The 23,545-nt window shown below is 55.2% G+C and carries 17 protein-coding genes and 1 pseudogene; 12 read left to right on the top strand and 6 right to left on the bottom strand.

Going from position 1 to position 23,545, the window contains the following annotated elements; genetic code table 11:
• The first annotated feature begins 62 nt into the window (after positions 1-62).
• The 5 genes from FH039_RS01655 (at position 63) to cca (ending at position 7,968) form a co-directional block, all read left to right on the top strand.
• Complete coding sequence (locus tag FH039_RS01655) at positions 63-3,941, top strand: adenosylcobalamin-dependent ribonucleoside-diphosphate reductase (RefSeq protein WP_139679968.1); 3,879 nt, start codon at positions 63-65, stop codon at positions 3,939-3,941.
• A 137-nt stretch (positions 3,942-4,078) separates the two neighbouring features.
• On the top strand, positions 4,079-4,543 hold the full coding sequence (locus tag FH039_RS01650; protein ID WP_139679967.1) for a phosphoribosyltransferase: 465 nt from the start codon (positions 4,079-4,081) through the stop codon (positions 4,541-4,543).
• Between the two features lie 244 nt (positions 4,544-4,787).
• Positions 4,788-5,924 (top strand): hypothetical protein, encoded by a 1,137-nt coding sequence (locus FH039_RS01645; RefSeq protein ID WP_240703243.1) that lies wholly within the window; start codon positions 4,788-4,790, stop codon positions 5,922-5,924.
• A 106-nt stretch (positions 5,925-6,030) separates the two neighbouring features.
• Complete coding sequence (gene thpR, locus FH039_RS01640; RefSeq protein WP_139679965.1) at positions 6,031-6,585, top strand: RNA 2',3'-cyclic phosphodiesterase; 555 nt, start codon at positions 6,031-6,033, stop codon at positions 6,583-6,585.
• Between the two features lie 9 nt (positions 6,586-6,594).
• The gene (gene cca / locus FH039_RS01635) at positions 6,595-7,968 is read left to right on the top strand and encodes a CCA tRNA nucleotidyltransferase (RefSeq protein WP_139679964.1); all 1,374 of its coding nucleotides are present in this window, start codon (positions 6,595-6,597) and stop codon (positions 7,966-7,968) included.
• Here cca and FH039_RS01630 read toward each other — a convergent pair.
• Together FH039_RS01630 and FH039_RS01625 are read right to left on the bottom strand one after the other, a co-directional pair.
• Complete coding sequence (locus tag FH039_RS01630; protein WP_139679963.1) at positions 7,885-8,100, bottom strand: hypothetical protein; 216 nt, start codon at positions 8,098-8,100, stop codon at positions 7,885-7,887. The genes cca and FH039_RS01630 overlap by 84 nt on opposite strands.
• 106 nt (positions 8,101-8,206) lie before the next feature.
• Complete coding sequence (locus FH039_RS01625; RefSeq protein ID WP_139679962.1) at positions 8,207-9,934, bottom strand: glycoside hydrolase; 1,728 nt, start codon at positions 9,932-9,934, stop codon at positions 8,207-8,209.
• 124 nt (positions 9,935-10,058) lie between these two features.
• Here FH039_RS01625 and FH039_RS01620 point away from each other — a divergent pair, with 124 nt between their 5' ends.
• From FH039_RS01620 to ileS, 3 genes are all read left to right on the top strand, one after another.
• Entirely contained in the window at positions 10,059-10,367 is a 309-nt protein-coding gene (locus tag FH039_RS01620; protein WP_139679961.1) for a hypothetical protein, read from the top strand.
• Between the two features lie 30 nt (positions 10,368-10,397).
• A complete protein-coding gene (locus FH039_RS01615) occupies positions 10,398-11,225 on the top strand; it encodes a DMT family transporter (RefSeq protein ID WP_139679960.1) in 828 nt (275 codons plus the stop codon).
• A 168-nt stretch (positions 11,226-11,393) separates the two neighbouring features.
• Positions 11,394-14,594, top strand: coding sequence for an isoleucine--tRNA ligase (gene ileS / locus FH039_RS01605; RefSeq protein ID WP_139679959.1), 3,201 nt, complete (start codon positions 11,394-11,396; stop codon positions 14,592-14,594).
• A gap of 70 nt (positions 14,595-14,664) precedes the next feature.
• Here the strand turns inward: ileS and FH039_RS12105 are convergent, their stop codons facing one another.
• Positions 14,665-14,832, bottom strand: a complete 168-nt coding sequence (locus FH039_RS12105) for a hypothetical protein (protein ID WP_168188356.1) — start codon at positions 14,830-14,832, stop codon at positions 14,665-14,667.
• Between the two features lie 195 nt (positions 14,833-15,027).
• Between FH039_RS12105 and FH039_RS01600 the strand changes: the two genes are divergently transcribed.
• The gene (locus tag FH039_RS01600) at positions 15,028-16,077 is read left to right on the top strand and encodes an AAA family ATPase (protein WP_139679958.1); all 1,050 of its coding nucleotides are present in this window, start codon (positions 15,028-15,030) and stop codon (positions 16,075-16,077) included.
• Between the two features lies 1 nt (position 16,078).
• Here FH039_RS01600 and FH039_RS01595 read toward each other — a convergent pair whose 3' ends face one another.
• Complete coding sequence (locus tag FH039_RS01595; RefSeq protein WP_139679957.1) at positions 16,079-17,164, bottom strand: radical SAM protein; 1,086 nt, start codon at positions 17,162-17,164, stop codon at positions 16,079-16,081.
• Positions 17,165-17,236: 72 nt separating this feature from the next.
• Between FH039_RS01595 and FH039_RS01590 the strand changes: the two genes are divergently transcribed.
• Positions 17,237-17,599 (top strand): ribonuclease P protein component 2, encoded by a 363-nt coding sequence (locus FH039_RS01590; RefSeq protein ID WP_139681549.1) that lies wholly within the window; start codon positions 17,237-17,239, stop codon positions 17,597-17,599.
• On the opposite strand, the pseudogene FH039_RS01585 reads toward FH039_RS01590, so the two are convergent.
• Together FH039_RS01585 and trmBL1 are read right to left on the bottom strand one after the other, a co-directional pair.
• A pseudogene (locus FH039_RS01585) lies at positions 17,596-18,947 on the bottom strand (glycogen/starch synthase). The gene FH039_RS01590 and the pseudogene FH039_RS01585 overlap by 4 nt on opposite strands.
• 56 nt (positions 18,948-19,003) lie before the next feature.
• Positions 19,004-20,026 carry an HTH-type sugar sensing transcriptional regulator TrmBL1 gene (trmBL1, locus tag FH039_RS01580; RefSeq protein ID WP_139679956.1) on the bottom strand — a complete coding sequence of 341 codons (1,023 nt, stop codon included), beginning with the start codon at positions 20,024-20,026 and terminating at the stop codon, positions 19,004-19,006.
• Positions 20,027-20,098: 72 nt separating this feature from the next.
• Between trmBL1 and FH039_RS01575 the strand changes: the two genes are divergently transcribed.
• Positions 20,099-21,988: an alpha amylase N-terminal ig-like domain-containing protein gene (locus tag FH039_RS01575; protein WP_139679955.1), complete on the top strand. Its 1,890-nt coding sequence runs from the start codon at positions 20,099-20,101 to the stop codon at positions 21,986-21,988.
• A gap of 204 nt (positions 21,989-22,192) precedes the next feature.
• Positions 22,193-23,539, top strand: a complete 1,347-nt coding sequence (locus FH039_RS01570; protein ID WP_139679954.1) for an extracellular solute-binding protein — start codon at positions 22,193-22,195, stop codon at positions 23,537-23,539.
• Positions 23,540-23,545: the final 6 nt, after the last annotated feature.

Below are 23,545 nucleotides of genomic sequence, written 5' to 3'. Positions count from 1 at the left end.
GCACGCTGATGCTTCTACTAAGAGGGGGCAACGATAGATAACTGTATGTCAGGGGTGTTTATATGCCAGTTGAAAAAGTGACAAAAAGAGATGGTAGAATCGTCCCGTTCGATAGGGAGCGTATAAAGTGGGCCATACAGAGGGCAATGCTTGAAGTCGGCGTTCGCGATGAGAGGCTCCTAAACAAAGTCGTTAGAAGGGTCGTTAGAAGGGTCAACGAGCTGTACGACGGCCAAACCCCCCACATAGAGAACATCCAGGATATAGTCGAGCTCGAACTCATGCGCGCCGGCCTCTTCGACGTGGCAAAGGCCTACATACTCTACCGCAAGAGAAAGGCCGAGATACGCGAGGAGAAGAAAAAGGTACTCAACAAGAACAGGCTGGACGAGATAGACAAGCGCTTCTCGATCAACGCCCTCCGCGTCCTTGCCTCACGCTATCTGATAAAGAACGAGAAGGGAGAGATAATTGAGAGCCCCAGGGAGCTCTTCGAGCGCGTCGCCGTTCTCGCCGTCATCCCGGACCTGCTCTACGACGAGCGCGTTTTTGACAAGGAGGGGAATCACGAGCAGGATTTGGGCAGGGTAGAACACTACATGAACATGCTTGACGAGTACGGCGGGAAGCTCTCCATCGGAAGGTTCAAGCTCAACAAATACCACTTCGAGAGGCTCCTCAACCTCTACCGCGAGCTGGCCGGGAAGGGCCAGATGAAGGTTCCGATCGACGATGTAATAAAGATGCTCGAGAACGGCGCGTTCGACGGTTATGAGGACGAGATTGAGGAGTACTTCAGGCTGATGACGGGCCAGATATTCATGCCCAACAGCCCGGCGCTCATCAACTCGGGCAGGCCGCTCGGAATGCTCTCAGCGTGCTTCGTCGTCCCGATAGAGGACGACATGGAGAGCATCATGAAGGCGGCACACGATGTAGCCATGATACAAAAGGCCGGAGGGGGAACTGGAATTAATTTCTCAAAACTCCGCCCCGAGGGCGATTTGGTCGGAACAACAACCGGAGCCGCCTCGGGGCCAGTTTCGTTCATGCACCTCATCGACGCCGTCAGCGACGTCATCAAGCAGGGCGGAGTTAGGCGCGGAGCCAACATGGGCATCCTCGAGGTCTGGCACCCTGACATAGAGAAGTTCATCCACGCCAAGGAGAAGAACGTCGGAACCAACGTGCTCAGCAACTTCAACATCAGCGTCGGCATCTGGGAGGACTTCTGGGAGGCCCTCAAGGAGGGCAAGCGCTACCCGCTCATCAACCCGAGGACGGGCGAGAAGGTCAAGGAGATAGACCCCAAGAGCCTCTTCGAGGAGCTCGCCTTCATGGCCTGGGCGAAGGCCGATCCTGGAGTGGTGTTCTTCGATGTCATCAACAGGAGAAACGTTCTGGAGCCAGCCAAGGGCGAGAAAATCCGCGCGACAAATCCGTGTGTCATTGGCAGTACCAGGGTTCTGACCCCGGAAGGTTACATAAAGGCGGAAGAGCTCTTCAGTCTCGCAAAGGAGCGCGGAAAGAAGGAGGCAGTTGCAGTCGAGGGTATAACAGAAGGAGGCGAACCGTACGCATACTCAGTCGAGGTTCTCCTTCCGGGAGAGGAAAAGGTCGAATACAGAACAGCCCACGGCAAAGAGCTCGTCATAGCCGACCCGATAGCTGTTCCAGCATATGTTTGGAAGGTCGGAAGGAAGACCGTTGCAAGGGTCAAAACTAAGGAAGGCTACGAGATAACCGCCACACTCGACCACAGGCTGATGACACCGGAGGGCTGGAGAGAAGTTGAAGAGCTTAAACAGGGTGACAAAATACTCCTTCCCAGGTTTGAGGTTGAGGATGAGTTCGGAAGCGAGAGCATAGGCGAAGACCTCGCCTTTGTCCTCGGATGGTTCATCGGAGACGGCTATCTCAACACAAACGACAAGAGAGCCTGGTTCTACTTCAACGCCGAGAAGGAGGAAGAAATCGCCTGGAAGATCAGGGAGATATTGGCCAAGCACTTTGGAATTAAGGCGGAACCCCACCGCTACGGCAACCAGATCAAGCTCGGTGTCCGCGGAAAAGCGTATGAGTGGATCGAAAGCGTTGTCAAGACCAACGAGAAACGCGTTCCAGAGTTAGTGTACAGATTGAAGCCCAGGGAGATATCCGCCTTCCTCCGCGGCCTCTTCAGCGCTGACGGCTACGTGGACAACGACATGGCCGTAAGGCTGACCTCCCGCGACAGAGGGCTCCTCAGGGACGTCCAGGACCTGCTCCTGCTCTTTGGAATTCTCTCCAAGCTCTACGAGAGGCCATATCCAAGCGAGTTCAAGTACACCACCAAGAACGGTGAGGAGAGAACCTATGAGGCTGAGGGCTATCATGAGCTCGTCATAGCCAACTACAGCAGGAAGCTCTTCGCGGAGAAGATTGGCTTTGAAGGCTACAAGATGGAAAAGCTCAGCCTTAAGAAGACCAAGCGGGACGAGCCGGTAGTCACCATCGAGAGCGTTGAAATCCTCGGAAGGGAGCTGGTTTACGACTTTACCGTCCCAGAAAAGCACAGCTACGTAAGCAACGGCTTCATGAGCCATAACTGTGGCGAAGAGCCGCTCTACGACTACGAATCGTGCAATTTGGCCAGCATAAACCTCGCCAAGTTCGTGAAGTACGACGAGGAGGGCCAGCCATACTTCGACTGGAACGAGTACGCCTACGTCATCCAGAAGGTCGCCAAGTACCTCGACAACGCCATCGACGTCAACAAGTTCCCGCTCCCCGAGATAGACAGAAACACCAAGCTCACGAGGAGAATAGGCGTCGGAATGATGGGTTTAGCGGATGCGCTCTTCAAGCTCGGGATAGCCTACAACAGCAAAGAGGGCTACGACTTCATGAGGAAGGCCACCGAGTACCTCACGTTCTACGCATACAAATACTCCGTCGAGGCTGCCAAAAAGCGCGGGCCCTTCCCGCTCTATGAAAAGAGCAAATACAAGGACGGTGAGCTCCCGGTCGAGGGCTTCTACCACCGCGAGATATGGAACCTGCCATGGGACGAGCTGGCTGAGGAGATCAAGCGCCATGGAGTTAGGAACGGAATGACCACCACCTGCCCACCGACGGGTTCGGTTTCCATGATAGCCGACACCTCCAGCGGAATCGAGCCGATATTCGCGCTCGTTTACAAGAAGAGCGTCACCGTCGGCGAGTTCTACTACGTCGATCCTGTCTTCGAGTCCGAACTCAAGAAGCGCGGCCTCTACAGCGACGAGATACTCAAGAAGATAAGCGACAACTACGGCTCGGTCCAGGGTCTTGAGGAGATTCCGGAGGACCTCCAGCGCGTCTTCGTAACCTCCATGGACATCCACTGGCTCGACCACCTCCTGGCTCAGGCCAACATCCAGCTCTGGCTTACCGACAGCGCCAGCAAGACCATAAACATGCCGAACGACGCCACCGTCGAGGACGTCAAGGCAGCTTATCTCCTGGCCTACAAGCTTGGCTGCAAGGGAATAACGGTCTACCGCGACGGCTCGCTCTCGGTGCAGGTCTACAGCGTCGAGGGAGAGAAGAAGCAGCGCGTTAAGGCCAAGCCGAGCAGCTACGCCGTCGAGAGGCTCAGGACCATCGTCGAGGCGGAGCCGGGGCTGGCCAAGTTCATCAACGTGGAAGCGATACTCAACGGAACCAACGGCAAGGAGAAGGCCGAGAGCGTGGGGCTGACCTTTTCGGTCTCCCACGTCACGGCGCCCAAACCCGCGGCCCACGAGCATCCCCACCACGCGGAACCCTCCGATGTTCCCGAGGAGAAAATAAAGGAACTGCTGGGCATTGCGTACTGCCCGGTATGCTATGAGAAGGACGGGGAGCTGGTGGAGCTGAAGATGGAGAGCGGCTGCGCCACCTGCCCGAGGTGTGGGTGGAGCAAGTGTGTGATAAGCTGAAGCCGTTTCATTCCATTTTTCTGTTCAACATTTTTGTGTCAACACATCATTTTTAAGCTAAAGGTTTTAACTTCTGCCACTCAGACGAAAGCCTTAATTAGGTTTCACCCAAACACTGGATATTCGGAGGTGTTGTCATGGACAAAGTCTATCTCACGTGGTGGCAGATTGACAGGGCCATCTTCGCGCTCGCCGATGAGCTCAGAAAGAACTTCATGCCCGATGTAATCGTTGGGATAGCTCGCGGCGGACTCATCCCGGCCGTGAGGCTCAGTCACATCCTCGGCGATCTGGAGGTCAAGGTCATCGACGTCAAGTTCTACAAGGACATCGAGGAGAGGATGGAGAAGCCGCTCATAACCATCCCCCTCCACGGCTCGCTGGAGGGCAAGAAGGTCGTTATCGTCGACGACGTCAGCGATACCGGGAAGACCCTCGAAGTGGTCATCGAGGAGGTCAAGAAGGCCGGGGCGGAGAAGGTTAAAGTGGCCTGCCTCAGCATGAAGCCCTGGACGAAGGTGGTCCCGGACTTCTACGTTTTCCGCACCGACAAGTGGATAGTCTTCCCCTGGGAGGAGTTCCCGGTTGTCGTGAGAGAATGAGGTTTCTTTTTTGCACTTTCTTTGCATCGCCATGCAACTCCTTTACTCAGGCTTCTTTTGGACGATCCCAAAAGGAAACATTCACTCTGAATAAAATCATACTAAAAAACGAAAGGAAGATTAATTACTAAGAGTAGATGGAAAAACTTATAAGCAAGAGTTGCATAGTGAGTGTTGCAGACGGCTTAAGGGGGTGAACCACTTGCGATGGAAGCCGCTGTCCGCAGTCCTGTTGGGACTACTGATGGTAGCGAGCATAGTTTCTGCGGCCTTATTGCAGGACAATGGAAAAAATAGCATTTCCCGAGGCGAAAAGCCCAAAATCTCACCTATCCTCAAGAAAGAACTCATTATGAGAACATTTACTGGAAAATCCAGCGCTTGTATGGCGGAGGAGTTCCTTCAGAAGTATCGGGACAAACTAACTCTCAGAATAGACCTTGATGAGTTCAGGAACTGCACTTTTGTAGGGATAGTCCTCAGGCCCCTTCCAAATGGAATGTACGCTCCACTCTACTACTTTGCCAGCGGGGATTCCGGACACACCAATTTACAAAGTATAAAAGAGCTGTTCAATTCAGAAGCTATCAGGTTCGTAAACCTTCCGCTTGAGGTAAAAGGAGCGCTTGGAGACGAGCCATCCAGAGACTGGAACCCAATAGGCCGTATTAGTACGGTAACAACTTCCAGGGATATCACAACACGGAGAGGAGACAAAGTTACCGTCTACAACAAAATGGGAGTGGACTTCTGGGTAGCTGAGGCAAGGATGGGATATTACTACTACGTCTACATAAGCCATGAGGCAAAAGTGCCCAACGAGAGGGACTTCCCAACAGACTTCAAAGTTGCAGTAAAAGAGGTCAGGGAACGAGCCACTATCTTGAATCCCCCACGCGAGCGGGCATATTTTGGAGTGGGAAGCTTTAAGCCCGAAGGCAGTGGTTCTTCGTCGGAGCCCACCATCACATGGGGCCTAAACGTTGGTGTTGACACAACAGGACTTCCAAACGCAGGAGCAGGCTTCAGTGAAACATACACAAAAGGGCTCAGGTTCAAATGGTACACCGACGACATCGATGCCAACAGAGACATTGAGTTCGAGTTTTATGACCTGGAAAGGAAGGAACAGTTTGGCAGTTCCCCTGCATGGGGTCGGGTATTCATAACACACCCTGTAGTTGTCCCCTTTGTGAAAAAAGGAACACCATTCCATATGGTTGAGATGAAACTGAGAGCAGAAGCAACCTTTGTTTACGAGGAGACCGTTGCCACATGTGGAAGTTTTGGATGCTGGGTCTCACATCCAAGACAGGCAGTGAACGCCCCTCCAATAGAGTTCACCGTTGAGATGTATCCATGGTTCATAAATCAAAAGTAGCGAGCCTAAGCAACCACGTTCCTTTTTGTAATTTTCTACCCAATTAGATCAGTAGGCAAGCACAAAACCTCTTTAACCCCCTCCCCCAACTTTTCTCGGTGGTGGTATGAGGGCGTTCATAGCCATTGAGGTTAGCGATGAAGTCCGCGACAACCTCGTAAAGGCCCAGGAGAGAATAGGGAGCAAATCCGCTAAGATAAAGTTCGTCGAGAGGGAGAACTTCCACGTCACACTCAAGTTCCTCGGCGAGATTGACGAGGTTTTAGCGGAGGAGGTCAAGAGGGCCCTGGAGGAAATAGCGAAGAAGCACAGGAAGCACCGCGTCAGGGTCAAGGGGATAGGAGTCTTCCCGAACCCGAACTACGTCCGCGTAATCTGGGCTGGAATAGAGAACGACGATGGGATAAAGGCGATAGCAAAGGACGTCGAGCGGGAAATGAGGAGGCTCGGCTTCAAAAAGGACAGGGACTTCGTGGCGCACATAACCATAGGCAGGGTGAAGTTCGTCAGGGACAAGCTGGAGCTGGCGATGGCCCTCAAAGACCTCGCCAACGAGGATTTCGGGGAGTTCGATGTCGAGGCCATAGAGCTGAAGAAGAGCACGCTCACTCCAAAGGGCCCGATTTACGAGACCGTTGCGAGGTTCGAGCTGGCAGAGTGAGGTGTGGAAATGGACGTCGAGGCCGTGCTCCAGAAGATTCTCCCGAAAATACGCCCGACGGATGAGGAGAGGGCCTTCGTGGAGGGCCTGATGAGGGAACTGGAGGGCATAGCGAAGGAGACCATCGAAAGCCTGGGCCTCGACGTTAAGCCCCACTTCGTCGGCTCGCTCGCGAAGGACACTTATTTAGCCGGAGACCACGACGTCGACCTTTTCCTGGCCTTCCCTCTAGACACCCCCCTCGAAGGACTCCGGGAAAAAGGCCTAGAACTTGGCAGAGCTATCGCGGAGAAGCTCGACTTCTACGAAATCGCCTACGCGGAACATCCTTACGTGAGGGCGAGCTATAAGGGGGTAAAGGTTGACCTCGTTCCCTGCTACGATGTGAAAAGCTGGAGGGACGTGAGAACAGCGGTGGACCGCTCGATACTTCACAACCGCTGGGTCATTGAGAACCTCCGGGGCAGGAACGACGAGGTCAGGCTCCTCAAGCGCTTTCTGAAGGGGATAAACGCCTACGGGAGCGAGATATACATCCGGGGCTTCTCCGGCTACCTCGCCGAGATACTCGTTATCAAATACGGCTCGTTCCTCGAAGTCCTCAAAAACGCCGACTTCATGCTGAGGCAGAAGATAATCGACCCCGGAAACTGGCTCAAGCGGGAGTACGAGACAGCCATGAGGACCGTCAGGCGCGAGGCCGAGGCCGACAGGCCCCTGATAGTCATCGACCCAGTAGACCCGAGGAGGAACGTCGCGGCAAACCTGGGCTGGGAGCGCTATGGATTTTTCTACTTCAAGGCACATCAGTTTCTGGAGAGCCCCTCCGAGGAGTTCCTCTTCGGGAGAGCCACGAGAAGTGGAAGCTACCTCTCCGAACTTAGGAGGAAGGGAACCCACCTCGTGACGCTGGTCTTTCAGGCTCCAGAGCTCGTGGAGGACATCCTGCTCCCCCAGCTGGAGAGAACGGCGAGAGGCTTTGAGAGGGCCCTCTCGAGGGAAGGCTTCAGCGTCCTTGGCTGGAACGTCGGGCATAGCGGTAACAAAGCGTTCATAATGCTGGAGGTGGACCGCAGGGAAAGGGAGAGGGTGAAAATAAAGCCCGGCCCGGAGTTCTTCACGGAGAGGGGCTGGGACTTCTACCGGAAGAACGAGAGGGTGTGGCTCATCGGGAAGAGGCTCTTCGCGGAAAAGACCGTGAAGGAAGATGTCATCGATGTCATCGTTGAACTTCTGGAGAAGAACCAGGTTGCCATGGGAAAAAGCGTTAGAGAAAACATCAGGGACGCCGGGATAATGCTAGACTACGTTCCGAAGGAGCTGGAGGACGAGGCCTACCTCTTCCTGAGCAGAGAGAAGTGGAACCTGAAGGGCCAGCAGTAGAGTTTTCTTTCCCACTCCCTTCTTCTCCGCATCTTTGAGTATGCGCTTGAGCCTCAGGTACTCCTTTCCACCGAGCTTCATCAGCATGGTGCTGAGAACTGACAACTCCCCCGGATGTTTCTTTTTCTTCAACCCTTATCCCCCCTCTCCGGATCGTCTTCCCGGTATTATGTTACACCGGTTTTAAAGGTTAGGCTAGCAAAATTAGATAACCAAACGTCAGGGGAGGGGCAGCCCCTCATCCCCTGTGTTCACACCACCTCTGATTCTCCCACTCCCCGTGAACCTCGCCCGGGATATGGCCGGTATCCGCTACTGCCCAGTCGAGGTTGTAAGGTTCGATTAGACTCCTGAGCTCGCCCTCCAGGTCACGCTTCCCAACGTAAAGAGAAGCTCTCGTGACGACGTTGTACCTGCTGTTGGGAACCTCAGATTTCAACGCATCGAGCCACGCTCTCTCATCAGTCTCCCAGCCCTCCCGGGAAGGCATCGCTCCAAGGTTCCAGAGGTGGTAGAGACCCTCGAAGTTTAGGAGTTTTAGGTATGACTCCACGAAGAGACTCTGGAGTTCACTGCCGTCGAAATACTCCATAAGCTCGATGAGGGCCTTGGCCATGACCGAGACGTTGCCGAAGGCGACGCGCGTGTCGAGGTTTTCCCAGAAGCGTGGGCAGGAGTGGTTGGCGAGGAGCATGAGGTAGTAGGCCCGTCCAAGCTTTAGGGCTTTCCTGTCGCCGTTGGCCGGCTCAAGGGCGTAATCGGGGGAGGTTTCCATGCCGAAGTAATCGTAGTAGTCCCTGAAGAAAATCCTGGCGTATCTGATTAAGAACTCCTCGGAATTGGCCCCGAGCTCCGCGAGACCCTTCAGAACCCCCAGTCTGACGGTTCTGTTGAGCTCCCCAAAGAGCCTCGTGAAGGCGACCTTCCAGAGCTGGGAAATCTTCCTGCCGTTCACTTCCCTTGCGAAGACCTTTCCGTCGGCCCGTCTATAGCCAAGCCACCTGGAGTCGCTCGTCTTTCCATCAAGGCTCAGGTCGAAGTAGTCGCTCCAGGCGGAGTAGTCCTTAACCCCCATCCCGAAGGAGCACTCGCCGTTGAGGCGCCTATATTCCCCTGAGAGCTTCCTCCTCACGAACTCCATCGCCGAGACCCTCTCGACGCCGTTCGCCTCAAGCCCTTCCATCCATGCCGTAAAGCGGTCGAGCTGTGCCGGGTTTCCCAGGAGGCTCTCAAGGTCGCCCGCGGTGAAGATCAGATAGGGAACGCCGAGGTTCTCCTTGTGGTCGTCGCGGTGGGATAGGGTAGCCGAGACCAGACCGGGAACGTCGAGGGTGTTGAAGGCGAAGGCGTCGCTTATGCCCCACTCCCTTCCGAAGACGAAGGATTTACCGTAGCGGTTGCAGGAGTGCTTCGCCTGGGGAAAGTCATAGAGGAGCTGCCTCTCGTCGAGGAGGAAGACCAGCTTTTTGTCCGTCTGGGACTCGATTATTTGAGCCGTTCTTCTCGTTATCACAGCCTCGGGAAGCCAGTAGCCGAGTACAGGCTTGTCCTTAATCAGCGGAGCATAGAAGTCGAAGGAAACCCTCGCCAGGATCCTTTGCTCAAACTCATCAAGGTGGGGCACTATCGGGTGGAAAGGCGTCGTCGGAACGGCGTCGAACCTACGGAGAAGCTCAACGGCGTCCTCAAAGGTGTTTTTATGGTAGCGGAGGAGCATCAGAAATGTGAAGGGTTCTATATCAATGCTGACCCCCTTCATGCGGGAGAGGGTATCTGCTATGTGCTCGTAGGAGTAGAGCATCGCCCGTGTCCAGTTCTCACCCTTAACTTCTTCCCCGCGGATTCTTATCGCAACGGGGCTCTTCCTTTCCTCGTACTCGATGGACCTGCTACCGTCGCCGTCTTTAACGTAAACTATGTCGCCGGGCTGGTAGGCGTGGAAGTGGTGGGCGTACTTCATCTCCATTGTCTCACCGGGAGTGATACATCGCCGACACTTATTTGGATTTCGGAAGAATTAAAGGACATTTTTACCCACACCTGCCCGATAGATTAATAAACCTGTGCATTGAGATCCCAGCGGTGGGAAGATGGAGCGCGAATTCAGGCTGATTCTCGGGGAGGATCTGGCGAACTACCTCGAACTCGTAAGGGCCAAGCTGGCCTTTGCCGAGGAGCTCTACGGCATAAAGATGAACTACGTGCCCCTGATCACGGAGGGGGAGATAGTAATACTCGACAAGAACGACGGGAAGATCAAGTGGCTGAAGAACAAAAGACCGCTCACCCTTGAGGAGTTCAAGAGGCTGGCGGATAAAATAAAGGAGAACCTTGAGTCAGGCTACGTCGAGATGCTCCTAGCCATGAACATGTCCTGCGTCCACGGGCCCGGCGAATAATCTTTTAAATCCTCTCCCTTAATCCATGCGATGAACCGCTCCGAGCTCGTACTCCTCGGCATCACCGCGATATGGGGCTTTACCTTCCCGGCTATGAAGGTTAGCCTCGATTATCTGCCGCCGATACTTTTCCTAGCCTACCGCTTTGGCATAGCGTCTCTCCTGATGCTCCTCCTCTTCCGCTCGAAGGTTTTGAGGCGGGAGACCTTCAAGGAGGGCTTCATCCTCGGACTGACACTCTTCTTCGGTCACGGCTTCCAGATAGTCGGGCTGAAGTACACCACGGCCTCGAACTCGGCATTCATAACGTCGCTCTACGTCGTCTTCACTCCCTTCATAGCGTATTTCATACTCAGGGATAGGCTCAAGCTCAGGGATGCCGCCTCTCTTGCAATCGCCCTAACAGGTCTCTACCTAATCTCCGGGGCGAGCCTGAACTTCAACTACGGCGACCTGCTTACGGTTCTCTGCGCCCTCAGCTTCGCCTTCCAGATAGTCCTCGTTCAGCGCTTTGGCGAGAAGGATTACCTCAGCTTAGCCTTCTGGCAGATAACCTGGAACTTCGTCTTCTCACTGGGCTTTGCACTGCTCTTCGAGCCCTTCACGTTTCCCAGAGACCCGCTGCCCTGGGCGGGGGTGCTCTACACCTCGGTCTTCGCGACGGTTATAGCGTTCACCCTCCAGGTGAAGCACCAGAGGAACACAAAGGCCCACAAAGCCGCGCTGATATACTCCGCGGAGCCAATTTTCGGACACATAGCGGCCTTCGCAACGATAGGGGAAGTTCTCAGCGTCAAGGGCTACCTGGGCGCCGCGCTGATAATGGCGGGGATATGGAACGAGATTAGAAACCAATAGCATATATTCTGCAGTTCTCCATCCAAAAACCTTATAAGGGAAGTTCCCAATTCTGCCCCGATGCCCATGAGGGGGGAGTGTTTTATCCTTCGCTTCGCCCGTTTCGCGGCTTGAGTCCCCCTGTTCTAGGGTAGTCCATCCTAAAGATCATTTCTGGAGGGTTTTGACATGATAAAGGAACCGGAGTTTAGGGAGTACACCCCAGGGAAGCTTGAGGAAAAGGTCGAGCGCTTTTGGGAGGAGAACAACACCTACGAGAAGGTGAAGACCACACGCCAGAACGGCCCGAAGTACTACTTCCTCGACGGGCCGCCCTACGTCAGCGGTGCGATACACCTCGGAACGGCCTGGAACAAGATAATCAAAGACATGGTGATAAGGTTCAGAACCATGCAGGGCTACAACGTCCGCAGGCAGCCGGGCTTCGACATGCACGGACTGCCAATAGAGGTCAAGGTCGAGCAGGCTTTGGGCCTAAAGACCAAGAAGGACATAGAGACCGAGATAGGCGTCGACAATTTCATACGGAAGTGTAAGGAGTTCGCCCTCAACAACCTCAAGATAATGACCGAGCAGTTCAAGCAGCTCGGCGTTTGGATGGACTGGGACAACCCCTACATGACCATAAAGAACGAGTACATCGAATCGGGCTGGTTCACACTCAAGAGGGCCCACGAGAAGGGGCTGCTTGAGAAGGACAAGCGCGTCCTCCACTGGTGCCCGCGCTGTGAGACCGCCCTGGCCGAACACGAGGTCCGCGGCGAGTACAAGGTAAGGGAGGACCCGAGCATATACGTCAAGTTCCCGGTCGAGGGGAAGGAGAACGAGTACCTCCTCATCTGGACGACTACCCCCTGGACCCTCCCGGCCAACCTCGCCGTCACCGTTCACGCGGACTACGACTACGCCAAGGTTAGGGTCGAGACCGAGAAGGGCGAGGAGTACTGGATAATAGCGAAGGCCCTCGTTGATAGAGTTCTGAGCGAGGTCGGCGTTAAGGGCGAGATAGTCGAGGAGTTCAAGGGAGAGGAGCTCGAGGGGCTCCGCTACGTTCACGTGCTGATGGACGAGTATCCCATCCAGAAGGAGTTCCGCGAAAGGTACGAGTGGGCCCACCGCGTTATCCTCGGCGAGCACGTGACGCTGGGAGAGGGTACCGGCCTTGTTCACACCGCCCCAGGTCACGGTGAGGAGGACTTTGAGATAGGCAGAGGGTACGGCCTGCCGATATACAGCCCGGTCGACGACGAGGGCCGCTACACCGAGGGCCGCTGGAAGGGAACCTACGTCAAGGACGCCGACCAGGAGATAATAGGGCACCTCAAAGCCAAGGGCTACCTCGTGAAGGCCGGAACGATAGAGCACAAGTACCCGCACTGCTGGCGCTGCAAGACCCCGCTCATATTCCGCGCCACAGACCAGTGGTTCCTCAAGGTAAGCAAGGTCAAGGACCTCATAATCAAGGAGAACGACGAGAAGGTCACCTGGTATCCGGACTGGGTGAAGGTGCGCTACGACAACGGCGTCATGAACTCCGGCGACTGGGTCATAAGCAGGCAGCGCTACTGGGGAATACCGCTCCCGATATGGCAGAGCGAAGACGGCGAGATACACGTCGTCGGCTCGTTCAAGGAGCTGGTGGAGCTCAGCGTCGCGATAGAGGTTAACGGCGAGAGAATAGAGCTCCCGGAGAGCTATGAGGAGAAGCTCAAGGCCATAGAGGAGAAGCTTGGCCCAGAAGACCTGCACAGGCCCTACGTCGATGCCTTCATCATAAAGGTGGACGGCAAGGAGATGAGGCGCGTTAAAGACGTCGTTGACGTCTGGTTCGACAGCGGAATAGCGAGCTGGGCTTCCCTCGACTACCCGAGAACTGAGGAGAACTTCAGGAAACTCTGGCCGGCGGACTTCATAGTCGAGGGTGAGGACCAGGTAACCAAGTGGTTCTACTCCCAGCAGGCGGCTTCAGTTATAGCCTTCGACACAGTCCCATACAGGCACGTGGCTATGCACGGCTACGTTCTGGATGAAAAGGGCGACAAGATGAGCAAGAGCCTCGGCAACATCATAAGGCCGGAGGAAGTCGTCCAGAAGGAGGGCAGGGACCCCTTCAGGTTCTACATGCTCTGGGCAACGAACCCATGGGAGAACCTGCGCTTCAGCTGGAAGGGATTGGCACAGGTCAAGAGGATGCTCAACATACTCTGGAACGTCTACGTTCTCAGCGCCACCTACATGAGCCTCGACAGCTTCGACCCGACGAAGCTCAAGCCGGAGGAACTTCCATTCCGCGAGGAGGACAGGTGGATACTCAGCAGGGTCAACAGCCTCGTGGATGAAGTCACCGAGGGCATAGAGACCTTCAGGCTCACAAAAGCGACCAGGGCAATATACCACTTCGTCGTCGAGGACCTCAGCAGGTGGTACGTGAGGCTCATCAGGAAGCGCATGTGGGTTGAAGGGGACGACCCGGACAAGTTAGCGGCATACTACACCGTCTGGAAGGTCTTCGACGTCCTGCTGAGGCTTATGGCGCCCTTCACGCCCTACATAGCCGAGGAGATATACCAGAACATGCTAAGGCCGTTCCTCGGAGTGGAGAGCGTCCACATGCTCGACTGGCCCAAAGCGGACGAGAAGGCAAGGGACGAGGAGCTTGAGCGCGAGATGGAGTACGTCAGGAGAATAGTAGAGGCCGGCTCTTCGGCGAGACAGAGGGCCAAGATAAAGCTCCGCTACCCGGTCAGGAGGATAATAGTGGAGACAGAGGACGAGACCGTCGCAAAAGCTGTCGAGAGGCTCAACAGAATCCTGCGCGACCAGCTCAACGCCAAGGGGGTCGTCGTCGGAAAAGTAGAAAGGGAGCTCGTCATAAAGCCCAACTTCGCGAAAGTTGGTCCAGAGTTCAAAGGTGACGCCAAGATCGTGATAGCGTGGATAAACGAGCACGGAAAGGAGCTCTACGAGAAGGGAGAGATGGACGTCGAGCTCGAAGGAAAGACCTTCCACCTCACGAGGGAGCACCTGACCATCGAGGAAAAGCTGCCGGACTTCTTCGTCGCCGAGGAGTTTGAGGGCGGAAAGGTGTTCATCGACAAGACCCTCACGAGGGAGCTCCTCGCTGAAGGCCTCGCCAGAGAGTTCGTCAGGAGAATACAGGAGATGCGCAAGAGGCTTGACTTGGACGTGAACGACAGAATTGTAGTTACAATAGAGACGAGCGAAGAAAACCGCGAACTGCTCAAGGAGAACCTCGACTACGTGAAGAAGGAGACGAGGGCCGTCGAGGTCCGCTTTGAGGAGACTAAGGGCTACGTGGTCGAGTGGCCAGAGGTGCAGGCGAAGATAGGGATTGAGAGGGTCGAGTGAGACCCTCACTTTTCTAAAACTTTCACCTTCAATCCACTATTTTTGAAGCAACTCAAAATACGTGAATATCTCAACCAGGGCGTGTCCACTCGTTCATCCATTCCTCAACTTCTTCCAGCGTTTTTCTCAGCCTCTCAACCTCTTCCTCGCTCATTGTTCCAAAGGCAATCATTAGAACGTCAAAGTTGCTCCTATTCTCCTTTCTCCGCTTGGAAATGGACCTCTCATTTCCCGTCATGTTCAAAAATTGGGCTCCCGATTACTTAACGTTTCTCATCATCAAAAACCAGCCTCTACACCACCCAGAGCTGGGCAACGATTATGGCTAGAAGGAGAAGAACCGTCAGTTTCCAACTTTTCTCACATAGAACCAGCTGACCCTTTTCGAAACCCTTATAACTTATGCCCCCGTAAGTTACTTACGGTGGCGTAAGTGCTGTTCGATCTGAAGCCAAAGAGCAGGAGGGAGGAGATTTTCGATAGGGAAAGGGAGTTCAGAGAACTGGAGAAGAGCATCGGGAGGTATCCACTAACGCTTCTCCTCGGGATAAGACGCGTCGGTAAGAGTTCCATCCTCAGGGCTTACCTCAACGAGAACCCCGGGATTCTAATAGATTGCAGGGAACTCTACGCCGAGAGCGGGCACATAACCAAGGACGACCTCATCCGGGAACTCCAGTCGAAAGGAAGCATCTTCCAGAGAATCGCCTCAAGATTCAGGGTAAAACTGAACCTGAGGTTCCTGCATATTGAACCCCGGGATGCCTCCCTCAGGGAGATATTCAGGGAGCTAAATGAACTCGGAGAAAAAACCGGGAAGTTCATCATAGCCTTCGACGAGGCCCAGTACCTTAGGTTCTACGGCTCGCGAGGTGGAAAGGAACTACTGGCGTTATTCGCCCACGCCTACGACAGCCTGCCCAATCTACGGATCATACTGACGGGCTCTGAGGTTGGACTTCTGCACGATTTTCTTGGAATAGACGACTACGAGAGTCCGCTCTACGGGAGGGTAGGGGGAGAGATTTATGTAAAACCCTTCGACGGCGAGACATCAAAAGCATTCCTGCGGGCAGGATTTAAAGAGGCAGGGGTTGAGGTGCCGGAGGAAGATATTGACAAGGCCGTCTCCATACTCGACGGCATACCAGGATGGCTCGTCCTGTTCGGGTCAAAATACCTCGAAACCCAGGATTTTCAAAGGGCTATGGACTCAACACTCAACATCTCCAAAGGCCTCCTCCTTGGCGAGCTGTCGGAGCTTGAAAGACGGAGCAGGCGATACGTTGGAATCTTAAAGGCAATATCACTGGGCTACAACAGGTGGAGCCTTATACGGGACTACTTAGAACTCAAGAAAATGAGAACCCCCGAGCCGAGACTTTATGAGCTTCTGAAGAACCTGAAGAAGATGGGCTGGATTGAGGAGGAAAATGGGGAGTACTACCTCACTGACCCGTTTGCAAAGCTCGCCCTCAGGTGACTTATGGAAGCGGAACCCTCTCGACCTCAAGCCTGTCGAAGGTCGGGTACTCCTCGACTATGAAGAACCTAACGTCGCCCTCTATTGCCTCGGCCAGCTCGACGGCGACCTCTTCAGGCATCTCTATCCGGCCCTTCGCCCTGTTGACGTACAGCCACTCTGCCGGGACTTCTGCCTCATTAACTAGAAACTCGTAGAGCTCGTCGAGGTTGTCGTATTCCGCTATCCCAAACCGGAGCGTTCCGTCCTCGGTTATCTCCATGTAGGGCCTGGCCACGTTCCTTGCCATCCTCCTCAGCCTGTTCTTGAGCTGGACCGCATCCTTCAGCTTGGCCGTGCACAGGTGGTAGCTCAGCGAGGTGTTCTCCTCGCCCCATTCAAGGAGCTTCAGGCCCAGCTCAAGGGAACCCTTTATGGCGGCGCTCTCGTCGCTTATTGGTCTGTATCCCCTGTCGAGAATAGCCCTCAGGTTCGTCTCGCTGAACTCGAGCTCGTTCACGTTGAGGAACTTCGCTCCGAGATTATCGAGAAACTCGGCGTACCACCTCATCCTCTCGAACTGCCCAGGAATCGAAGGAATCTCGCCGCCGACGTCCCAGTCGAAGTCGAAGGCGTTCTTTATGTTCTCGATTTCAACTTTGAAGAGCTTCGAGTTCGGGTTGAAGAGATCGGGGTGGAATCGAATCTCATCCAGACCGGCATCGTAGAGCTTTTCCAGGTTCTTCTTCGTGGCTAAAGCGCCAGTGGTGTAGAGGTGGACGTGAAAGTCCTTGCCAAAGGCCTCCTTGAGAACCCGTATATACTCGACCGTCCGGTCGAGCCTCACCAGCGGGTCACCGCCAGTGACGCCTGCCCCCTTGGCTTCCATCAGAAGGGCTTCCTCACTGACGTCATCAAGGGTTTTTACGGGTCTCTCGTTGGCGTAGACGACGTCTCCCCTCCGCGTCTCGCTCAGCGGGCAGTAGAAGCAGTCCCTCGGACAGGCGCCGGTCGTGAAGAGAACGAGCTTCTCACCCCTAACGCAGAGCTGACAGCCCTTGGGGGGCTCTCTCACAGCGTACGAAAAGTAAGGCGTCTCCCAGACCATCGACTCACCTCGCTAACCCTAAACGCGGGGGAGAGCTTAAAAAGGTTGGCGGGCAAAGTTGTGCAGATGCCTATGAGGGAGAAGCCGAAGTATCTGCCGCCTACACTGAGGGACAAGCACCGCTACATAGCCTTCCAGGTAATCGGGGAGAGGCCGTTTAAGAAGGACGAGGTAAAGAGGGCCATATGGGACGCGAGCCTCTCAACGCTGGGAACCCTCGGTTCTGCCAAGGCCAAACCCTGGTTCATAAAGTTCGATGAGAAGAGCCAGACTGGGATTGTGAGAGTTGACAGGAAGCACGTGGAGGAACTGCGCTTTGCTCTGACCCTGGTAACTCACATAAACGGCTCAAGGGCGATATTCAGAACCCTCGGCGTTTCCGGGACGATAAAAAGGCTGAAAAAGAAATTTTTAGCAGAGTACGGATGGCGTTAGCGAAGGAACGGAACGGCCTTGTCAACGGCCCCCTCGTAAACCCTCATGTACCTCCTGCAAGCGTTCTCCCAGGTGAAGTCCTCCCTCGCCCTCCTCTTCCCGTTCTCGCGGAGCTTTCTCAAGGTCTCTTCGTCCAGCTCCTTGGCGAACACCATCGCCCTGGCGAGGGCGAAGGCGTCCCTCGGGGGGACGAGGATTCCGGTGGCATTCTCCGGGTCGGAGTTGAGGTCTATTACGGTATCCTTTATCCCCCGACGGAGCTGCCTATGGGAATTGCGCCGAGACACATGGCCTCGAGCTGAACTAAACCGAAGGGCTCGAAGTACGACGGAATTATAACGAAGTCCACCGAGCCATAGAGCTCCCTGACGGTCTCCCTGCTGAGAAGCTCGGTAATTACCCTGACGTTCTCGGGGAAGCGGTTTTGCACGGCTCTGGCCCAGGCCTCAAGCTCCGGATCGCCCTTGCCGATTATGATGAACCTCATCTCCCTAAAGGCAGGATCAGCAGAGAGAACCTCTATAGCCCTTAGAAGGGTGTCAACTCCCTTCTGGGCCTTGTCAAAGCGCCCTATGAACATGAACGCCTTCCCATCGCTCAGGCCGAAACGCTCTAAGACGCGCCTCCTCCGCTCCTCTCTGGGAATATCCTTCGTCTCCATGAGCTCCTCGTTCCAGAAGGAACAGTCTATGCCGTTGAAGACGTGAGTAACCTTGCCCTCAAAGTGCCTGAAGAACCCCCATTCCTCCCACAGATAGCTCCTGCTGACGGTCGTTACAGCGTCCGCTATGTATCCGGCGGTGTGCTCGGGGTCTATCTCGGGGTAAGGGGCGAGTTCGGGGAGGTTTGCTTCGCCGAAGTAGTTGGCCGGAATTTTCGCCTTGTTGAGCCTGTGGACGGTGAAGACACCCCTTATACCAAAGTACTTCTTCAAAAGGCCAAGGGCAAATACTGTGTGCCAGTCGTGGGCGTGGATTACGTCCGGCTTGAAGGTTTCAATCAGCTCGTTCATAAGCCCCACGCTGGCCTTCCCAAAGAGAACCGCTTTCCTGAGCAGGCCCTCCCAGCCCGGGCCGTAGACATCGGACTCGCTGAGAAGTCCTCCACCGAGGGAGTAGACAGTAACGCCGTTCTGCTCACGCTTTCTGACGGTTATCGAAACTTCCCCGCCGAAGGCCGAGACCTTGAAAGAGCCGAAGACTTCGCCGAGGTTCTTCCCGTGATCTGGGGTGAAAACGACGACCTCGTTTCCGAGTTCGCTCAGCCCCTCCGCTATGCTGGTTATCGCCTCTGCAAGGCCGCCCACCTTGACGGGCAGGTACTCAAACCCAAGGATAAGAATCCTCATTGACACCACCTACCCCATGAACCAGCGGATGGGAGATGAAGAGGGAAAAGAACCGCTCAATCGAGGAGGATGAACTTCTCGCCCTCGACGTCCTCGAAGTAGCTGCCAATGCCGCCGATCTTCCACTCCTTTCCGCCGGCATTCACGGTTATGTTGGCGGTGAGGGGGGTGTACTCGTATTCGGTTATCTCCCCGTCCAGTGTCACCGGCTCCTTCGTGTCAACGAGCCTCCCGATGACCTCGATCTTCCTCGGCGGCTCAAGGTACTTGAGGACGGTTATGAGCGTCCTGATGTTGACGAGGGAGAGGGGCTTCGGTGCCGCGGCATAGTTGAGGGGTTTGATTATCTCGCTGTTGTCGAGGTAGATGGTGTAGAACCAGTGCATGTAGTTCTGGATTATCTTGGGGCTCTTGGCCCAGAAGGAGTAGAACTTCTCGCGGCGCTTGTCCTTCGGGAGGGCACCGAAGAACAGGGCGTAGTCGATGTCGCCTATTATCCAGCTGGCCATGAGCCACGGAGCGCCCCCGCTCCTCGCGAGGATTATGTTGTTCCCTTTGAGCCAGTCGGGTATCTCATCGAAGTTGCTGATTATGACGAAGACTATGTCCTTCCTCGCGCGTATCTCGCTCTTGAGGAGCTGGAGGAACTCAAAGGGGGTGTTTATCAGGACCTCGTGCTTGGCGGTTCTAATAACGTACTCAGCGCGCTCAACGGTGTTTTCAAAGCCCTGGATGGTCCAAATCTCGGGCAGATCCTCGCCGTGAACCTCGCGGTAGAGCTCGAGAAACGCAACCTTAAGGTTCTCAACGTCCTCTATGAAGTCCTCCTTTATCCTCTCCAGAACAACCTCCGGGTTGACTGGCTTGTACAGGCGAGGGGAGCCCTGCATGACGTCAACGAACCCCTTCCTGTGGAGGGAGCTCAGAACGTCGTAAACCCTCGTGTGGGGAATGCCGCTCTCCTTGGTTATGTCCGTGGCCTTACTCGGGCCGAGCTTGAGAAGGGTTATGTAGGCAAGGCTCTCGTACTTGGTGAGGCCGAGCTTCTGAAGTTTCTCAATGATTTCCTCTTCCTTCATACCGAGACCTCCAAACTTTTAAGTTTCACTCGCCATAGTTTATTCATCAGTAGTGATACTTGGGTGGGGAAGGTGTATAAAATTTTCGGGTTCAAACCTGACTGGAGGTTCGGCAGGGTCGCAGAGATGGAGTTCTCGATACCGAAAGAGGGGAGCTACGCGTACCTCGTGGGGGACTTCAACGCCTTCAATGAGGGCAGCTTTCGAATGAGGCAGAAAGGAAAAAGATGGAGTATACTGCTGGAGCTCCCCGAGGGAACTTGGCACTACTGCTTCTCGGTGGACGGGGAGTTTCTGCCCGACCCGGAAAATCAGGAAAGGGAAACCTACAAGAGGCTATCATACAAGCTCGAGAAAAAAGTGAGCGTGGCTAGGATAATTGGGGAGGGGGAGTTCTTCCACAGGCCGAGCGCCACCTACCTTTACTCCTTCGCCGGAAGGACCCACGTGATTTTCCGCTCACTGAGGGGAAAGGTCTCAAGGGTAGTCCTAAGGGCCGGAGGCAGAAAAACCGAGATGAGACCCAAGGCCCACGGTGGCCTCTTCGAATACTTCGAGGCGGTTCTTTCCGGTGAGGGACCAATTGAGTACTCTTTTCTTATAGAATCCGAAGGGAAAACCAGCGAATACGGCCCGTTTAATGCCGAACCCTACAGGTCAGAGACCCCCGAATGGGTTTTCGAGAGGGTATTCTACCAGATAATGCCCGACAGGTTCGAGAGAGGCCTGCCTGGGACGCCCAGGGGAGAGGCATTTCAGAGCGAGGAGTTCCACGGCGGCGATCTGGCTGGAATAATAAAGAGGCTGGGTCACCTCGAAGAACTCGGCGTAAACGCGCTCTACCTCACCCCGATATTCGAGTCCATGACGTACCACCGCTACGACGTCACCGACTACTTCAGTATCGACAGAAAGCTCGGAGGATGGGGGATCTTCAGGGAGCTGGTGCGGGAACTCAAAAAGCGGGACATCAGGCTGATTCCCGACGGGGTTTTCCACCACACGAGCTTCTTCCACCCGTACTTTCAGGATTTGATAGCCAGAGGAAATGAGAGTGACTACAAAGACTTTTACAGGGTGACCGGCTTCCCCGTGGTCTCAGATGAGTTCCTGGAGGTTCTCCGGTCAAAGACTTCTCCGAGAGAGAAGCACCAGAGGCTGAAGGAGATAGGGTGGAACTACGAGAGCTTCTACTCGGTGTGGCTGATGCCGAGGCTCAACCACGACAGCCAGGAGGTAAGGAGATTCATCGGAGAGGTAATGGAGTACTGGCTCGAGCGGGGAGCGGACGGCTGGCGTCTCGATGTTGCCCACGGCGTTCCGCCGGAGCTGTGGAGGGAGATGCGGAAGGCCATGCCAGAGGAGGCATACCTCGTCGGGGAGGTCATGGATGACCCCCGGCCCTGGGTTCCCGACGCGTTCCACGGCACCATGAACTACCCCCTCTACGAGCTCATTCTCAGGTTCTTTGTGGAGGGTGAAATCGACGCGGGGGAGTTCCTCAACGGCCTGGAGCTGCTGAGCATTCATTTAGGCCCCGCGGAGTACGCGATGTACAACTTCCTCGACAACCACGACACCGAACGCTTCCTCGACCTCGTGGGGGACGGGCGGAGATACCTCTGCGCCCTGGCCTTCCTGATGACCTACAAGGGGATTCCCTCGATATTCTACGGCGATGAAATTGGACTCAGAGGGCGGCTGGACGGTGGCCTGAGTGCCGGGAGGGCGTCCATGGTATGGGACAGGGGGAAGTGGGACACTGAGATTTTCGAAACCACGAAACGGCTGATACGGCTCAGAAGGAAGAGCAGAGCGCTTCAGCTCGGCGAGTTCGTGCCCGTAAGGTTCCAGGGACGCACAATGATATATGAGAGGGTTCTCGGGGACGAAAGGGTCAGGGTGGAGATCAGGTACTCGATGGAACCTGAGGACTGCGCCTTCCATGTGACGACATCCTGACGTCTTCTCCCGGGGGATGAAGGGGAAGGGGCAGATGGCACCCCACGGACAGACAGCCTGTCCCCGACCCGTTCCCTGTGGTCCACCCTTTTCATGGGGGACTAACTATGTGCACGGCCAACAACTCTGATCAAAGAAGCGCAAGATATATATATCACCGTCGATGATACTATATCACCCAAAATCAAGGCGGGTGATAAAGATATGAAGAAAGGACTGTTTGCCCTGCTTTTGGTGGGGGTTTTGGTTCTTAGCGTTGTGGCCAGCGGCTGTATATCCCCCGGAGGGGAGAGCCCGAGTTCAACGACAACCAGCTCCCCCAGTCCAATCGAGACCACCACGAGCTCACCGAGTTCAACCACCTCCAGCCCGAGCCCCACTGAGACCACCACTACCCCGCCCGAGACGGAGTGCGGAAGCGGGGAGGTTGTCATCTGGCACGCCATGCAGCCCAACGAGCTGGAAGTCTTCCAGAGCCTCGCCGAGGAGTACATGGCCATGTGCCCGGACGTCACCATAACCTTCGAGCAGAAGCCTGACCTCGAGAGCGCCCTCAAGGCCGCCATACCCACAGGCCAGGGGCCGGACCTCTTCATCTGGGCTCACGATTGGATAGGAAAGTTCGCCGACGCCGGAATGCTCGAGCCGATTGATGAATACGTCACGGACGATATCCTCAACGGCTTCGCCCCGATGGCCCAGGAAGCCATGCAGTACAAGGGGCACTTCTACGCCATGCCCTTCGCGGCCGAGACCGTCGCGCTCATCTACAACAAGGACATGGTGAATGAGCCGCCCAAGACCTTTGATGAGATGAAGGCGATAATGGAGCAGTACAACGACCCGGACAACGAGAAGTACGGAATAGCGTATCCGCTCAATGCCTACTTCCTCTCGGCCTGGGCACAGGCCTTCGGTGGCTACTACTTCGACGACCAGAGTGAGATGCCCGGTCTCGACCAGCCCGAGACTGTGGAGGGATTCGAGTTCTTCTTCCAGAACATCTGGCCGTACATGGCCCCGACCGCCGACTACGGAACCCAGCAGAGCATATTCCTTGAGGGACGTGCTCCCATGATGATAAACGGTCCGTGGAGCATAAGCGATGTCAAGAAGGCCGGAATAGACTTCGGCGTTGTTCCGCTCCCGCCGATAACCAAGGACGGTAAGGAGTACTGGCCGAGGCCCTACGGTGGAGTCAAGGACATCTACTTCGCGGCAGGTATAAAGAACAAGGAGGCCGCCTGGAAGTTCGTCAAGTGGTTCACCACCAGCCCGGAGGTCATCAAGGAGCTCTCACTCCAGCTCGGTTACATCCCCGTTCTCACCCCCGTTCTCAACGACCCGGACATCCAGAACGACCCGGTCATTTACGGCTTCGGGCAGGCCGTTCAGCACGCCTACCTGATGCCCAAGAGCCCGAAGATGGGCGCCGTCTGGGGCGGTGTTGACGGAGCCATCAACGAGATACTCCAGGACCCGGAGAACGCCGACATAAAGGCCATACTCGAGAAGTACCAGCAGCAGATACTCGACAACATGAACGGCTGAAGCCTT

It is taken from the genome of Thermococcus indicus, from assembly GCF_006274605.1.
Classification (GTDB): domain Archaea; phylum Methanobacteriota_B; class Thermococci; order Thermococcales; family Thermococcaceae; genus Thermococcus; species Thermococcus indicus.
Note: the sequence above shows the minus strand (reverse complement) of the source record. Positions and strands in the feature narration are given on the sequence as shown.

Bases quoted from the DNA above. Each gene is read 5' to 3' on its own strand.
- FH039_RS01655 (WP_139679968.1), top strand. From the start codon at position 63: ATGCCAGTTGAAAAAGTGACAAAAAGAGATGGTAGAATCGTCCCGTTC.
- FH039_RS01650 (WP_139679967.1), top strand. From the start codon at position 4,079: ATGGACAAAGTCTATCTCACGTGGTGGCAGATTGACAGGGCCATCTTC.
- FH039_RS01645 (WP_240703243.1), top strand. From the start codon at position 4,788: ATGGTAGCGAGCATAGTTTCTGCGGCCTTATTGCAGGACAATGGAAAA.
- thpR (WP_139679965.1), top strand. From the start codon at position 6,031: ATGAGGGCGTTCATAGCCATTGAGGTTAGCGATGAAGTCCGCGACAAC.
- cca (WP_139679964.1), top strand. From the start codon at position 6,595: ATGGACGTCGAGGCCGTGCTCCAGAAGATTCTCCCGAAAATACGCCCG.
- FH039_RS01625 (WP_139679962.1), bottom strand. From the start codon at position 9,934: ATGGAGATGAAGTACGCCCACCACTTCCACGCCTACCAGCCCGGCGAC.
- FH039_RS01620 (WP_139679961.1), top strand. From the start codon at position 10,059: ATGGAGCGCGAATTCAGGCTGATTCTCGGGGAGGATCTGGCGAACTAC.
- FH039_RS01615 (WP_139679960.1), top strand. From the start codon at position 10,398: ATGAACCGCTCCGAGCTCGTACTCCTCGGCATCACCGCGATATGGGGC.
- ileS (WP_139679959.1), top strand. From the start codon at position 11,394: ATGATAAAGGAACCGGAGTTTAGGGAGTACACCCCAGGGAAGCTTGAG.
- FH039_RS12105 (WP_168188356.1), bottom strand. From the start codon at position 14,832: ATGACGGGAAATGAGAGGTCCATTTCCAAGCGGAGAAAGGAGAATAGG.
- FH039_RS01595 (WP_139679957.1), bottom strand. From the start codon at position 17,164: ATGGTCTGGGAGACGCCTTACTTTTCGTACGCTGTGAGAGAGCCCCCC.
- FH039_RS01590 (WP_139681549.1), top strand. From the start codon at position 17,237: ATGAGGGAGAAGCCGAAGTATCTGCCGCCTACACTGAGGGACAAGCAC.
- trmBL1 (WP_139679956.1), bottom strand. From the start codon at position 20,026: ATGAAGGAAGAGGAAATCATTGAGAAACTTCAGAAGCTCGGCCTCACC.
- FH039_RS01570 (WP_139679954.1), top strand. From the start codon at position 22,193: ATGAAGAAAGGACTGTTTGCCCTGCTTTTGGTGGGGGTTTTGGTTCTT.